Here is a 14140-nt window from a genome sequence, read left to right on the forward strand (position 1 = left end):
CGGCCGTCGTCCGGCCCGTCAGCCGATGAAGGACGCCCAGGAGAAGGCCGGCCTGCCGCCCAGGGTGTGGATGGGGCGTGGCCTGTCCGCGCTTGGGCTCACCGCCGGACAGACGGTGGCGGAGCGGCAGAAGGAGCTGCTGTTCGGGATGGGCCGGCACCCGGACGCCGACCGCATGGAGCGCGAGGAACGGGTGGAGGCCGCCGCCGTCCACGCGCTGCGCGGCGTCTCGTTCGAGCGGTGCCGACCCGGAGGCGGCACGGCTGGCCACCGTCCTCGGGCAGCCGATCGAGGAGATCGAGGCACGCAAGCAGACCCCGCTGCTCGCCCTCGTCTTCGCCTTCCGCCCGCAGGCGTCCCTGATCGTGCTGTGGGCGCTGGGGGACAAGAAGACAGGCCGGGTCATCGAGCGGGCGCACGAGCGGGCCATCGCCTTGACTCTCGGCTGGCTGGAGGATGAGGTCGCGGAGGTCCGGTGGGGTCCGGCCGGAAGCGTGCGAAAGCACCGGCCATGGGGTCGCCCGGTGGCGGCACTTCGACAACCGCGACGGTTTTCCACTGCTTCCTGACCACTGCCTGATACTCATCTTGCTGGTCAGCCCGCCTCTGGAGCGTCCAAGCGCCGGGCTGCGGCGCCCCCTTTTCGAGCGCCGGCCGCGTGCTGGTGGGCCCGGACGATGCCGGAGTCGACCGACACCGGCCAGTCAACGTCCCCGGCCGCGTCCACCCGGGCCTGCGCGGTCTGCAGCATCCTGTCGAACGTGCCGTCCGCCGCCCAGCGGCGGAAACGGGTATGCAGGCCGGCCCAGGATCCGTACCGCTCGGGCACAGCCCGCCAGGCCACCCCGGCCCGGAAGTTCCACACGATCCCGTTGAGCATCCTCCGGCGGTCATCCAGCCGAGGCCGCCCCATCGACGTCCGGGGCAGCAACGGCTGCACGAAGTCCCCCTCGGCAGCGGTCAGTTCATGGCGACGTATCACCCGGCCATACTCCAGCAACCAAGATCACATTGACGGCAGACCCTAGCGCCGCCAGGATCCGGAGTGTCAGACCTGCCGTATGTACGGTGGTTGTCGCGTTCCGGCAGCGTGGGCCGACCGGGTACGCCCGTCTCAGACCTGTCAGGAACGCGTAAGAACCATGTAAAATCCGCAGCGGTGTGCCGGGAAGCCTGGTCGGCGAACAAGGGACAGTTGTCCTTGCCGATCGGGGGATTCCGCTCATGGTGCTTGTAGCCGTCTTCGGTGCTGCTCTACTCGTCGCGGTGCTGCTCTCCGGGCTCGCGGCCCGGACCGTGCTGTCCACCTCTTTCCTGTTCCTCGTCGGCGGCGCGCTCGTCAGTGACGGGTTCCTCGGGCTGATCCACATCACGCCGGACAGCGAGATCGTGGCGGTCACCGCCGATCTAGCGCTGTTCGCGGTGCTGTTCACGGACGGCATGCACGTGTCGTTCCCCAAGCTGCGTGCCAACTGGAAGAACCCGGCTCGTGCATTGGGTCTGGGTATGCCGCTCGCCTTCGTCGGCATGGCTCTGGTGACCCACTACCTGGTCGGGCTGGACTGGACGACGTCCTTCCTCGTCGGTGCCGTTCTGGCGCCGACCGACCCGGTGTTCGCCTCGGCGATCGTGAGCCGCAAGGAGGTTCCCTCCAAACTGCGGCAGCTGCTGAACGTGGAGAGCGGCATCAACGACGGACTCGCGCTCCCAGTCGTGCTGATCCTCATCGTCGCCGCCGGCCCGACCACTGGCCACGCCGAGACATCCTTCGGGAAGATTGCGCTGGAGCTGGGACTCGGGCTCGCCTTCGGGGTCCTGCTGCCGCTGCTGGTCAACGGGCTCGTCCGCTTCCGCCTGCTGGGCGCGGAGCCGAAGCTGCAGCCGCTGCTGCCGCTGGCCACCGGGATCACCCTGTACGCCCTGTGCCACCTGACCCACGCCAACCCCTACCTGGCGGCGTTCTCCGCGGGCGCGGTGATCGTCGCCGTATCACCGCAGGCCAAGACGGCGTTCGAGCCCCTCGGCGAAGCACTGGCGGAGCTGGCGAAGTTCGCCGCCCTGCTCGTCTTCGGCGCGCTGCTGACGCCGCAGCTCTTCGGTGATCTGTCCTTCGGCGGGTACGTCGCGGTGTTCCTCGCGATCGTGCTCATCCGCCCGGCTTCGCTGCTGCTGTCGCTGATCGGCACGCGCTTCGACCGCCGCGAGAAGCTGGTCGCCGCCTGGTTCGGGCCCAAGGGGTTCGCGTCGGTCGTCTACGGGCTGCTGGTGTTGCAGGCCGGGATCCCGCAGGGCGAGCAGGCGTACACCCTCATCGCCGTCTGCATCGCCTTCTCGATCATCGCCCACAGCAGCACCGACGTACCCATCGCCAGGCTGTTCCATGTCGATGACCTCGCCGGAATTCCGGAGAGCCGGGACGGATCGCCGGCCGACCGCGCGGGCCAGGACGACGGCGTATCCGCTGCTCCTGGCCCGCGGTGATGACACCGTGCGAACGGTCGAGCCCGGAACTGCGGGCATCAGCCTGTGCCGGGTCGGCTACGGCCCGGCAGCCGACGGCGGACAGGACTGCCGTGCACAGGCAATGACCGGCGGGCGGAACCGGTGTCACCATCGCCGCATCACGGTAGGCGCCAGCGGAGGTTCCCCGCCGCCCCTTGGTTCCGCGCGTCCTTTAGGAGAACAATGTTCTATTGGCTGTGGATGGCCTTCTGGTCGGCCATCATGCTGCCTCTCGCCGCGGCATTCCTGGCCGGGCGTGTGCCGGGGTGGATCCGGCGGCAGTCCACGCTCGGCGGGCTCAAGGTGAAAGGGATCGCAGCACTCGTTCTGTACCTCGGCCTGCTGGTTCCGCCCCTTACGGCTCTGTCCGGAATGCCGGCCGAGAACGCGAACCTCCTGCGCATGGCCTTGGTGCCCATGACCGTCTTCGCGGCACAAGGACTCATTGTGGGGGCAGCCCTCTGCGAGCGTTTCAGCCGCCGTGAGGCGGAGCGGGCGGCCTCAGCCGCCGTTCCCACGCCCTGGTCGGCCGCCACGTCCGGCCGACGGGGATGTGCGTCGTGACAGGGCGGCCGAGGCGCGCGTCCATTCGGTGGTTGGCCGTGGCAGGTGTGGTTCTCCTGGTTGCCGGGAGTGTGATGTACGTGCTTCCGGGGCCGGGCTCGCCACTGCTGGGAGCTGGAGCGGCGCTTCTGGTCATCGCCGCGGTTCTGCGCCTGTTCGGCGGTAGACGGTGACGGCTGTGGACCGGCGCAGCGCACAGCGGCGGGAGCGGCAGGAGCGGCGGCTGCGCATCGAGGAGCTGGCGGCCGGCATGGAAGCACCGTCCGGGCCGCTCGTCTGGCGCGCGGGATGGATCGGTGGGGTCACAGCCGCGGGGTGGTGTGTTGTGTTCGTGGCGTTCGTCGATCGTCCGGCCGGTGGGTTTCTGGCCGATCCGCAGCCCGGCCCGTTGTTCTTCGCGGTGTGGACCTCGGTGGTCGCCGCGTGGGTGTGCTGCCGTTTGGGCATGTGGCGCATCACCGCCGACCTGGACGGGGTGCACATCCGCAGGTTCTGGGCGGTGAGATACGTGCCGTGGTCGGTGATCGATCGCGTCGAGCTTCGCCGCGACGGATTCCTCGAGTTCCTCGGCCCCGGCCCGGTGCCCATGGCCGGCTTCTTCTTGCCACTGTGGGCGAGCCGTCCGCTCCGCCGCTCCAGCGTCGGCACGCAGGCGGCGGACGCGCTGACGGCGCTGTCCAGACGCCCCGACCTTCGCCCCAAGGGCCAGGCCGGCCGGGCTGTGACGGGCGGGGCGTTCGCCTGGTGGACGCTGCCGCTGGCCGTCGCGCTCTTCGCCGCGGCAGAACTTCTCCACCGGTGACGTCTTCGGCCGGGAGGAGGCCGGGTCAGTCGGCAGGCTGGAGCGGGCGGGACGGCCAGTCGAGGAGGCGGGCGCCGAGTGCGGCGGTCTGCAGCACGTAGCGCTGTTCGGGATCGGTGGGATCGTGGCCGGTGAGCTGCCGGATCCGGCCGAGCCGGTAGCTGACGGCTCGTACGCTCAGACCCAGCAGTCTCGCCGTGGTGGTGTTCAGGCAGCCGCTGGCGAAGTAGGCGGTCAGTGTTTCCAGAAGCGGCTGGGGGCCGCCGCGGGCGTCTTCCAGCCCGCCCAGCACCGTGGCGACCAGGTCGGTGATGGCTGCGCGGTCCCTGCCGAGCACTTGGTAGACCAGGACGTCCGAGGCGTCCACGACCCGGGGGCCAAGGCCGAGTGTGGCGGCGAGGTCGAGGGTGCTGCGGGCCTCCTGGTAGGAGCGGACGATGCCGCTCGGGCCGGGCCGGGGCCGGCTGACGGCGATCCGGTACTGCTCGTCGACCGCGTTCCGTACGGTCGCGGCGAGGAAAGGCGGAACCTTCGCCGTCGCGCCCGGTGACACGCACACCAGCAGGCCGTCCTTGGTGGTGGTGAGCACATCCCGGGCGCTGAACCGGGCGGTCAGCGCCTCCTCGACGTAACGGGTGGCCGCATCGCCCGCTCCGAAGGCGTCCCGGGCGCGCACGACGGCGACGACGTGGGGGCCGAGCAGGCGGAGACCGAAGCGCTCGGCCCGCTCGGCGAGCCGGCCGAGGTCGGTGCGACCCTCCAGCAGGTCGTCGACGAACTCGCGCCGCGTCGCCTCCTCCCCTCGGATGGCGGCTCGGTGAGCGGTCTCGTACCCCTCGGTCAGTGCCACCGTCGTATCGCCGACTGCCCGCATGAGTGCGGACACCACCTCTTCCAGTGCTTCAAGATCCCGCGCCTGCCTCGTACCGGGAAGCTCCGTCCAGATGTGACAGGCGGAGGTGAGGTAGCTGCCGACGAGGGTCCGCAGGGGCACGCCGTCGGCCGCCGCAGTCGCCGCCAGGTCCTTGAGGGGCGCGAGGTCCGCGTCACGCAGTCGTCGTTTGCTCAGGGAGATCCCGGCGAGCTGCTCCGCGTAGCGGTCCAGCGCATCGGTCGGTCGCAGACGATCCTGCGCTGCGGCCGTACGTGGATCGAGGCGTCGCTTGCCTGTCCGCATAGGGCCATTTTGCCGTAGGTCGGCAACATATGGCGGTACGAGACGGCCGTCCTTGTACGCCTTCGGCAGGCGTCCCGCCGACTGGCACGGGTAGTCCGCGAGTACAACGCGCACCCTGCGAGGTCCGCGCCCCGGACTTGAGGGGGTACCGCGCCGTGCCTCGAAGCCGCCCCCAAGCCCCGATGCGGAGGCCGGCCCAAATCCTCATGCTCGTGCTGGCCTGCCTGTTCGCCGCACCGGCCTTCGGCGCGGCGCAGGCGCCGACGGTCCTCGTCACGCGGGTCGACGACACCATCACCCCGGTGGTCGCCGATCACCTCGCCGAAGGGCTGCGTACCGCCGAGCGGGAGCGCCACGCGGCGTATGTGGTGGAGGTGGATACGCCGGGCGGGTTGCTGCAGTCCACCGGAGAGATCGTCCAGGACTTCCTCGCGTCGGACGTCCCCGTCGTCGTCCACGTCACGCCGCCGGGAGCGCGAGCAGCGTCCGCGGGCGCCCACATCGCCATGGCCTCGCACGTCGCCGCCATGGCGCCCGGCACCCACATCGGGGCCCGCACGCCGGTGACCGGCCAGGGCGAAGAGGCGAGCGACAAGGTCGTCAACGACTCGGTCGCCTTCGCGGTGTCGATCGCCGAGCAGCGAGGGCGGAACACGCGGTTCGCCGAGGACATGGTGCGCAGGGGTACGGCGGTCTCCGACCAGGAGGCCGGCCGGACGGACGTGGTCGACCTGGTGGCGCCGTCCCGGGAGGCCCTTCTCACCGAGCTGGACGGCCGCCGGGTAGTCGTCGGTCCGGCGGATGCCGCGCACGAGGTCGTCCCGCACACGGCCGGGGCCCAGGTGGTGGAGCACGACCTCGGGTTCTTCGGTGAGCTGCGGCAGCTCCTGGCCAGCCCCGAGCTGGCGTTCCTCTTCCTGTCGATCGGCACGCTGGCCGTGATCTACGAGCTGGCCGGCCCCGGCATGGGCCTCGGAGGCGTCGCGGGAGCGATCCTCCTGGTCCCCGGGTTCGTCGCGCTCAGCGTGCTGCCGTTCAGCGTCGGGGGCCTGCTGCTCCTCGCACTGGCTGCCGCGCTGTTCGTCGCGGAAGTGCTCACCCCAGGGGTCGGGATCTGCGCCGCCGGGGGCCGTGTCGCTGGTGTTCGCCGGCGTGCTGCTCTTCCGAGGAGAGCTGGGTGTGGATCCCGCCGTGCTGTGGCCCACCGCCGTGGTGGTGGGCGGCGGCGCAATGCTCGCCGGCCGGCTGGCGTGGCGTGCCCGCCGGGCCCCCGCCACCACCGGGCACGAGGGGCTGCTGGGCTCGAAGCCGTTGTGCGCCGTGCCGATGCCCGCACCGGCACCGGCCAGGTGCTGCTCGAAGGCGCCTGGTGGACGGTCCGCGGCCGCGAGGCCCCTATCACCCTGGGCCAGCGCGTCCGCGTCGTGAAACGCGAAGGGCTCAACCTGATCGTCGAAGGCACCGACCCCGAGGAGGGCCGGGACACCGAACAGGAGGACGGATCATGAACTCAGGACTGATCGGCATCATCCTTGGCGCAGCCGTCCTGCTGCTGATGGCCGCCGTGAAGGTGGTACCGGAGTACGAGCGCGGGGTGATCTTCCGGCACGGACGGATCATCGGCGCCAGAGGGCCGGGACTGTTCGTCATCATTCCCGTGGTGGACCGAATGGTGCGCGTCTCCCTGCGGACCGTCACCATGGACATCCCGCCGCAGGACGTCATCACCAAGGACAACGTCACGGTGCGGGTCAACGCCGTGACGTACTTCAACGTCGTCGACCCCAACCGCTGGGTCCTGGCGATCGAGGACCACATCAAGGGCACCTCACAGATAGCCCAGACCACGCTGCGCAGCATCCTCGGCCAAGTCGACCTCGACGAACTGCTGATCAACCGCGACGAGATCAACCAGCGACTCCAGCAGATCATCGACGACGTCACCAACCCCTGGGGCGTCAAGGTCACCCTGGTGGAGGTCAAGGACGTCGAGCTGCCCGAAGCCATGCGCCGCGCGATGGCCCGGCAGGCCGAGGCCGAACGCGACCGGCGCGCCAAAGTCATTCACGCCAAGGGAGAGTTCGAGGCAGCGGAGACCCTCGCGCACGCCGCCGAACGGATCGAAGGCCACCCGGCCGCCATGCACCTGCGGATCCTCTCCACCATGGCGGAGGTCTCCTCCGAGCGGAACTCCACGCTCAGCTCCCCGCTGCCCATGGAGATTCTGCGCCTGGTCGACATGCTCCGGCCGCCCGACGGTGGGCCGCAGGCACCGCGCCCCGTACCGGCATGAAAGCGTGAGAGGTCGGCATGAACCCGTCGATGGACGACCGGCACATCCTCGCGGAAATGGAGAGGCATCTCGCCCGGGAGGACCCCGAGCTTGCCTCGCTGATGGACACTCTCAACCACCAGTTCCCCGACAGCAGTGATGAGGGGCGTGGCGGCAACAAGGCCCAGCACGACTGGCATGGGAAGCTGGCCATCGTCTTCGCCCTCGTGGCGGTGGTCGGCATGATCCTCACGGCGATCTTCAGCCGCCAGGCTCCCCCCGACGACAACAACGGCCCGCCGAACGGCATCACTCCGGCCCACTCGGTACACGTCCAGCGCCGCACGGCGGCGGGCACACCGATGCGGCGGCGGCGCACGACTCCCACCGCCACGGCGCGCCCCGCTGATCCGCCGTACGGACCGGGGCGGATCTTCGCACTTGTGCCTGACACCGACGGTGGGGCCTCGTCAAGGACGCCTCGGCCACGTGACGGGGGACCGTCTGAGAATTCGTCGGCCGATGCCGTGGCGTCAGTTGTGCACGGGGTGATCGCGGACCACCAGACGGCCGCGGGCGCGATCGGCGCCTCGTATGCCGACTGCCCTGAACGTGCGCCTCCCCTCCGCTGGCCATCTGCCGGTCCGACGTCTACGAAAACCGCTTCCTGATCAGCGAGAGGAGAGGTCAGCCGCATGCCTCGGAACGACCGTAAGACCCGCACCTTCCTCGGGCGGCTCCCCCTTCCGGAGCGCACCTTCGTGGCAGACGCTTTGCGGACGGAGACTGTCGGTGGCATGGTCCTCCTCGCCGCGGCGGCCGTCGCGCTGGTGTGGGCGAACACGCCGCTGAGCGGTGCGTACGAGTCGGTACGGGACTTCCACTTCGGCATCGAGGCACTGGGCCTGAACCTCTCCGTGGCCCATTGGACGGCGGACGGGCTGCTGACCATCTTCTTCTTCGTCGCCGGCGCCGAACTCAAGCGCGAGCTGGTCATCGGAGAACTGCGCCATCGGGAAACCGCCCTCCTGCCCGTCGTCGCGGCGGCCTGCGGCATGCTCGTACCGGCCCTCGTCTACGGGCTCGTCGCCACGTCCATGGGCGGTACGTGGAACGGCTGGGCCGTCCCCATGGCCACGGACATCGCCTTCGCGCTGGGCGTGCTCGCGGTGATCAGCACGCACCTGCCCTCCGCCCTGCGCGCCTTTCTGCTTACCCTCGCGGTGGTCGACGACCTCGGGGCCATCGTCGTCGTCGCTATTTTCTACACGTCGACGATCCACCTGCCCGCACTCATCGCCGCCGTACTCGGCCTCGGGCTGTTCTTCCACCTCCACGACCGGAGGCGTGTGCACGGCTGGTACTGGTACCTGCCCCTGGCGCTGGTCATCTGGGGGCTGACCCATGCCAGCGGCGTGCACGCCACCGTGGCCGGAGTAGCCATGGGGCTGCTCCTGCGCGTGGCGAAGGACGGCGAGAGCGGCAGGCGTCCGGCTGAACGGATCGCCCACCTGATACGTCCCGTGTCGGCGGGCGTCGCGGTCCCGCTCTTCGCTCTCTTCGCGGCCGGAGTGAGCATCTCCGGCGACACCCTGAGCCAGGTCGTCGGACGCCCGGAACCCCTGGGAGTCGCACTCGGCCTGACCGTCGGCAAGGTCGTGGGCATCGCCGGCGGCTCCTATCTGGCCGTGCGCTTCACCCGAGCCCGCCTCAGCGCGGACCTGGCCTGGGCCGACGTCGTAGCCGTGGCCATGCTGGCCGGCATCGGCTTCACCGTCTCCCTTCTGATCGGCGAACTGGCCTACCCCGACCCGGCCGAGCTGGAGCCCATCAAGGCCGGCGTCCTCCTCGGATCACTGACCTCCGCCGTCGTGGCGTGCCTGCTGCTGAGGCTGCGGAACAACAAATACCGGCGGTTGTACGAGGCGGAGACGGTTGACGAGAACGCGGACGGTATCCCGGACAGCTACCAGCAAGACGATGCGCACGCGCAGCAGCACGGCTCCTCACCGGAACCCGGGGAGGCCGCAGGGCCGGATCGCGGTGACGGCCCTGGCGGCCCCTCCAACTCCGACGGGTGATGACCCGCGCCTGTGAAGGGGGCGGTCAGTCCTGAGGCGGGCGGCGGTGCACGACGGAAGCGACGAGTACACCGGCGAGCATCGACCACGCGGCCGCCGCGTATCCCATCGCAGGGTGAGCAGTCCGCCGGAGGTCCAGTGACCGAGGTGTGCGCGAGCCCGCTCAAGGAGCCAGGCCGCCGGGGGGACGGTCAGACGGTGCCCCGACCTGGCGAGCCCGCACTCGTCGGGCGGCGAACACCATGCCACCGGCCTCGTCTGGAACCTCCACCCCGGATACGTCCTCAAGCCCGACGACCGCGCCGTCCTGGCCCCCACCCGCCAGGGCCTGGCCGAACTACTCGGCCGGCACCACGCGTCCGAGGCCCGAGCGGTGCGTGACAGCGAATGCTGAGCCCGACCGCAAACGCGCAAGCGCCCACGGCGCACGAGGTCGGCATTAATGAGGCGTAAAGACTGCCGGTGGATGGCAATGAACGCGCGCGCGTGCAGGTGGGATCATCCGGTCACCTCGGGGATCACCCGCGGTAGGGAGGTGCGCGCATGGGCTTGTTTCTCGGTCTCGGCATAGCGGGGATCGTGCTGCTCGCTGCCTCGCTCGTCCTGGACGGAGCGCTGGAAGGTTTCTTCGACGGGGCCTTGGACGGGCTCTTCGATGGCTGGCTGTCGCTGCCGGTCATCGCCGGGTTCGTCTCGATGCTGGGCTTCACGGGCGCGATCGTGCTCGGCAGCACCGGTCTGGGGGCGGGCCCGGCCACGGCGGCCGGAGCGCTCACCGGCATCGGCGCCGGGTGGCTGACCTGGAGGCTGAGCCGGAGCCTCATGAGGGACCGGAGCGCAGTGGCTCCTCGCAGTGATGACCTCATCGGCACCGCTGGGTCCGTGGTCACGGCCATCCCGGCGGACGGCTACGGCGAGGTGCTGCTCAGGGTGGCCGGCCAGCCGGTGAAGTTCGCCGCCAAGGCGGACGATCCCGTTCAGCGCGGCGCCGAGGTGTGGGTCGAGGAAGCGCTGTCGCCCAGTTCGGTTCGCGTACGTCTCGTCGAGCGCTGACCGGCCCGTTCCTCCCTCCCTCTAGAACACCCCACTCAATCTGCCCTCCTCAGGAAGGCAGGAGGGATACGCCATGAGTCCAGTCGTCATCGCAGTGGTGGGAGTCGTCGTACTCCTCGTACTGCTCGCCCTCGTCGTGATCACGCGATACAAGGTCGCCGGTCCGAGCGAGGCCTTCATCATCACGGGCCGCCGGGGGAAGAAGTCCACCGACCCGGAGACGGGACGCGTCTTCACCGACAACAGCGGCCAGAAGGTCGTGGTCGGCGGCGGCGTCTTCGTCGTGCCCTTCGTCCAGCAGAAGTTCACCCTCGACCTGTCTCCCGGCACATCCCCGTCGCCGTCCGCGGAGCGGTGACTCTGCGTGGTGTGAAGGCCAACCTCGAAGGTGTCGCCATCGTCAAGGTCGGTGGCGGTGAGGACTCCATCCGAGCGGCCGCCCAGCGGTTCCTCATGCAACAGGCCGGCATCGTCGGCTTCACCCAGGAAGTGCTGTCGGGTGCGCTGCGCTCCATCGTGGGCCGGATGTCGGTCGAGGACATCATCCGCGACCGGGCCGCGTTCGCCGGGCAGGTCGCCGAGGAAGCCGAGGCCAGCCTGTCGGGGCAGGGCCTGGTTTTGGATGCCTTCCAGATCCAGGACATCACCACCGAGGGCTCCTACCTGGAAGACCTCGGCCGGCCCGAGGCCGCGCGGGCCAAGCAGGAGGCCGACATCGCCGAGGCGGTCGCCCGCCGGGCCTCCGAGCAGGCCCGGCTGAAGGCCGAGGAGGAGATCGCGATCGCCCAGCGGACGTTCGCGCTCAAGCAGGCCGAGATCAAGGCTGAGACCGACGAGGCCGCGGCGAAGGCCGCGGCCGCCGGACCGCTCGCCGAGGCGGACCGGCAGCAGGAGATCCTCAGCCAGCAGGAGAAGGTCGCCGAGCGGCAGGCCGCGCTCACCGACCGCGAGCTCGACACCAAGGTCCGCAAGCCCGCCGACGCCGCCCGCTACCAGGCCGAGCAGGAGGCCGAGGCCCGCCGTATCGCCCAGGTCAAGGAGGCCGAGGCGGAAGCACAGCGTGCCCGGCTGACCGGTGAGGGTGAGAAGGCCCACCGCGCGGCGCTCGCCGACGCCGTACGCATCGAGGGCGAGGCTGAGGCCGCCGCGATCGCCGCCAAGGGATCGGCCGAGGCCGAGGCCATGCGCAAGAAGGCCGACGCCTTCGCCCAGTACGGCGACGCCGCGGTCCTCCAGATGCTGGTGGAGGTCCTGCCGCAGGTCGTTGGCAAGGCGGCCGAACCGCTCAGCGCCATCGACAAGATGACGGTCATCTCCACCGACGGGGCGAGCAGGCTGACCCGCACGGTCACGGACAACGTCACCCAGGGCATGGAACTTCTCGAGTCCGCCACCGGCGTCGACCTGGCCCAACTGCTCAAGGGCATCACCTCCGGCACCGGCGGTGCGGCGCCCGCACCGGAGCACTCCTCGTCGCACAACGGGAAGATCGACATCACCGACTGACCCAACCGGGATGGGGCGGATGGCGAAGGGAGCGTGTGCTCGCTGCCGGCATCCGCCTCGGCCTGTGCTGGAGCACGATGCGGCACGGCGGGAGGGGTGGATTCGGGAGGGAGTTCGATGCGCCACGCGGTGTCGGTCTACAAGAACGACAGATTCCGGGAACGTGTGCGCAGGTGGTGTGTCGAGCAGCTCGACGCCGGGGCGGTCGATCACGCTCGCTCGGAGGTGACGACGCCAGTGGGTGTCACCAGCATGGTCACGGCCAGCCCTGCCCCTACCGGTGGCGCGCCGAGCATCGTGCTGGTGCAGGGAACCAACTTGAACGCGGCGATGTCCCTGGCAGCGGTCACCGCACTGTCCGCCGGCCGGCACACGGGCGTCCTTGATGTGCCGGGCCAGCCAGGGCTGAGCGGGGGGCAGGCCACGTCGTGGACGCATGACCCGGTACGGCAACTGGCTGAGCGAAGCACTGGAGTGCGCGGTCCCGTGCCCTGCCATAATAGTCGGTCACTCCCTCGGCAGGGCCATCGCGTTGGCCTGTGCGTCGTCAAGAATCACCGGCCGCGTCCTGGTGTCCCCCGCCGGTCTCACTCGCCTCAAGGCCAGCCCTTCGATCCTGCCGGCCACGGTTCCCCGGCTTGTACGCCCGTCGGCCCGACATGCGAGACAACTGCTGGACCACATGGTCGCCCCGGCAGTCCCGTGCCCGAAAGCCTCGCCACCTGGACGGACACGGTCGCGACCTGCTGCCACAGCAGCCTCGCCCCCGCACCGCTGCCCGCAGCGGTTCTGAGCGACCGGCGCGCCACACGCCGTGTGGTCATGACCGGGCGTCATGACGTCTTTCTCCCGCCGTGGACCATGAGGCCAGCCGCGCGCCGTGGCCTCGGCGTCGGCGTGCACGTCGTGGAGAGTGCCGGGCACCTGCTCATGGAGGAGCGGCCCGACGCGGTGGCGGGCGGTCGTGTTCGGTGACGCTGTCGGGAGTTGACGGACTGCTCAGAGTTCCTGGTCGGGCCAGTCCAGCAGGCGGGCGCCGATGACGGCGGTCTGTAGCGTGTAGCGGTGGACGGGGTCACCCGGGTCGGCGCCGGTCAGCTTGTGGATGCGTTCCAGCCGGTACGTCATGGCCCGCACGCTCAAGGAGAGGCGCCGGGCCGCCTCCGCGGACACGCATCCGGTGTCGAAGTACGCGGTGAGGGTGTCCATGAGCGGTTTGGCGCCGCCTCTGGCCTGCTGGAGGGGGCCTAGCACGCTGCGCACGAGGTCGGCCATGGCCTGGCGGTCGCGGGTGAGCACCGGGTAGACGAGAAGGTCGGCGGCGTGCAGCACCGGGTCGTCCAGCTGCATGCGCTCGGCCAGGTCGAGGGCATTGAGCGCCTCCTCGTAGGAGTGGACGACTCCGCCGACGCCAGGGTGGGGGCGACCGATGGCGATCCGGCCGCCATCGGTCGCGGCGTACGCCTGCTTGGCGAAGAAGGTCAGGACGTCGGCCTGGTCGCCGGGCGCGATGCAGATGAGTCTGCCGTTCTTCGTGGTCAGCAGGATCCGGCGGTCCCCGAAACGGCCTCCGAGGGAGGCCTGGATGCCGCGGGTGACCGCGTAGCCGTCGTCGTAGGGCTCCGGTCCCTGAGCCACGGCGACCGCGTGGGCGTGGGACAGCAACAGGCCGAAGCGCTCGGCCCGCTCCGCGAGGCGGCCGAGGTCGCTGCGGCCGTGGAGCAGGTCGTCGATGAACTCGCGGCGGGCCGCCTCCTCCTGGCGGATGGCGAGCCGCTGCGCCCGCTCATGCCCTTCCGAGAAGGCGTCCACGGCCTGCTCCACTGCCGCGAGAAGGTGGTTGGGGGCCGCACCGCGCAGGCTCGCCCGTACGTCCTGGGCGGCGGACAGGTGTGCCCGTACCAGGAGGCGCAGGCCGAGGCCGGCCTCGGCAGCCCGCTCGCCCTGTGCGCGCAGCGCTTCCAGCTCGCCTCGGGTCAGCCGCCTGCCCGTGGCGCAGGCACCGGTGAGTATCTGGGCATACCCCTCCAGATACTCCTCGGCTGAGTGCTGCTCCGCCATGACCCCTCCCTGTTCTTGACGCGCCGATGAGGTGTTCCTGACGCGTGGACGTCAAGGGTGACACGCGTGCGCAGGCGGGCAGTCACCGGCATCAAGGGGCTGTGAATATTGCCGGTAGACGG

12 protein-coding genes and 1 pseudogene are annotated in these 14140 nt (G+C 70.2%); 10 read left to right on the plus strand and 3 right to left on the minus strand.

Features of this window, described 5'->3' with window-relative positions:
- The first annotated feature begins 365 nt into the window (after positions 1 to 365).
- The gene (locus tag ABZZ38_RS23190) at positions 366 to 569 is read left to right on the plus strand and encodes a relaxase domain-containing protein (protein ID WP_356743027.1); all 204 of its coding nucleotides are present in this window, start codon (positions 366 to 368) and stop codon (positions 567 to 569) included.
- A 26-nt stretch (positions 570 to 595) separates the two neighbouring features.
- On the opposite strand, the gene ABZZ38_RS23195 is transcribed toward ABZZ38_RS23190, so the two are convergent.
- Complete coding sequence (locus ABZZ38_RS23195) at positions 596 to 1000, minus strand: transposase (protein ID WP_356743029.1); 405 nt, start codon at positions 998 to 1000, stop codon at positions 596 to 598.
- A 224-nt stretch (positions 1001 to 1224) separates the two neighbouring features.
- Between ABZZ38_RS23195 and ABZZ38_RS23200 the strand changes: the two genes are divergently transcribed.
- From ABZZ38_RS23200 to ABZZ38_RS23210, 3 genes are all read left to right on the plus strand, one after another.
- On the plus strand, positions 1225 to 2481 hold the full coding sequence (locus ABZZ38_RS23200) for a cation:proton antiporter (RefSeq protein WP_356743031.1): 1257 nt from the start codon (positions 1225 to 1227) through the stop codon (positions 2479 to 2481).
- Positions 2482 to 2685: 204 nt separating this feature from the next.
- A complete protein-coding gene (locus tag ABZZ38_RS23205) occupies positions 2686 to 3066 on the plus strand; it encodes a hypothetical protein (protein ID WP_356743033.1) in 381 nt (126 codons plus the stop codon).
- Between the two features lie 178 nt (positions 3067 to 3244).
- Positions 3245 to 3868 (plus strand): PH domain-containing protein, encoded by a 624-nt coding sequence (locus ABZZ38_RS23210; protein ID WP_356743035.1) that lies wholly within the window; start codon positions 3245 to 3247, stop codon positions 3866 to 3868.
- Positions 3869 to 3893: 25 nt separating this feature from the next.
- On the opposite strand, the gene ABZZ38_RS23215 is transcribed toward ABZZ38_RS23210, so the two are convergent.
- Entirely contained in the window at positions 3894 to 5045 is a 1152-nt protein-coding gene (locus ABZZ38_RS23215) for a helix-turn-helix domain-containing protein (RefSeq protein ID WP_356743037.1), read from the minus strand.
- Positions 5046 to 5257: 212 nt separating this feature from the next.
- Between ABZZ38_RS23215 and ABZZ38_RS23220 the strand changes: the two genes are divergently transcribed.
- The 6 genes and pseudogenes from ABZZ38_RS23220 to ABZZ38_RS23245 all read left to right on the plus strand — a co-directional run bounded on the left by ABZZ38_RS23220 (position 5258) and on the right by ABZZ38_RS23245 (position 11957).
- A complete protein-coding gene (locus ABZZ38_RS23220) occupies positions 5258 to 6553 on the plus strand; it encodes an NfeD family protein (protein ID WP_356743039.1) in 1296 nt (431 codons plus the stop codon).
- Positions 6550 to 7338: a slipin family protein gene (locus tag ABZZ38_RS23225; RefSeq protein ID WP_356743041.1), complete on the plus strand. Its 789-nt coding sequence runs from the start codon at positions 6550 to 6552 to the stop codon at positions 7336 to 7338. Before ABZZ38_RS23220 ends, ABZZ38_RS23225 begins: the two co-directional genes overlap by 4 nt.
- A gap of 17 nt (positions 7339 to 7355) precedes the next feature.
- Complete coding sequence (locus ABZZ38_RS23230; protein ID WP_356743043.1) at positions 7356 to 7988, plus strand: DUF3040 domain-containing protein; 633 nt, start codon at positions 7356 to 7358, stop codon at positions 7986 to 7988.
- A 24-nt stretch (positions 7989 to 8012) separates the two neighbouring features.
- Positions 8013 to 9398 carry a Na+/H+ antiporter NhaA gene (gene nhaA / locus ABZZ38_RS23235; RefSeq protein WP_356743045.1) on the plus strand — a complete coding sequence of 462 codons (1386 nt, stop codon included), beginning with the start codon at positions 8013 to 8015 and terminating at the stop codon, positions 9396 to 9398.
- Positions 9399 to 9941: 543 nt separating this feature from the next.
- Positions 9942 to 10451 (plus strand): hypothetical protein, encoded by a 510-nt coding sequence (locus ABZZ38_RS23240; protein ID WP_356743047.1) that lies wholly within the window; start codon positions 9942 to 9944, stop codon positions 10449 to 10451.
- Positions 10452 to 10524: 73 nt separating this feature from the next.
- Positions 10525 to 11957, plus strand: a pseudogene (locus ABZZ38_RS23245) (SPFH domain-containing protein).
- A gap of 999 nt (positions 11958 to 12956) precedes the next feature.
- Here ABZZ38_RS23245 and ABZZ38_RS23250 read toward each other — a convergent pair.
- Positions 12957 to 14018 carry a helix-turn-helix domain-containing protein gene (locus ABZZ38_RS23250; protein ID WP_356743049.1) on the minus strand — a complete coding sequence of 354 codons (1062 nt, stop codon included), beginning with the start codon at positions 14016 to 14018 and terminating at the stop codon, positions 12957 to 12959.
- Between the last annotated feature and the right edge of the window lie 122 nt (positions 14019 to 14140).

It is taken from the genome of Streptomyces sp. NPDC006368, assembly GCF_040612535.1.
Lineage (GTDB): Bacteria > Actinomycetota > Actinomycetes > Streptomycetales > Streptomycetaceae > Streptomyces.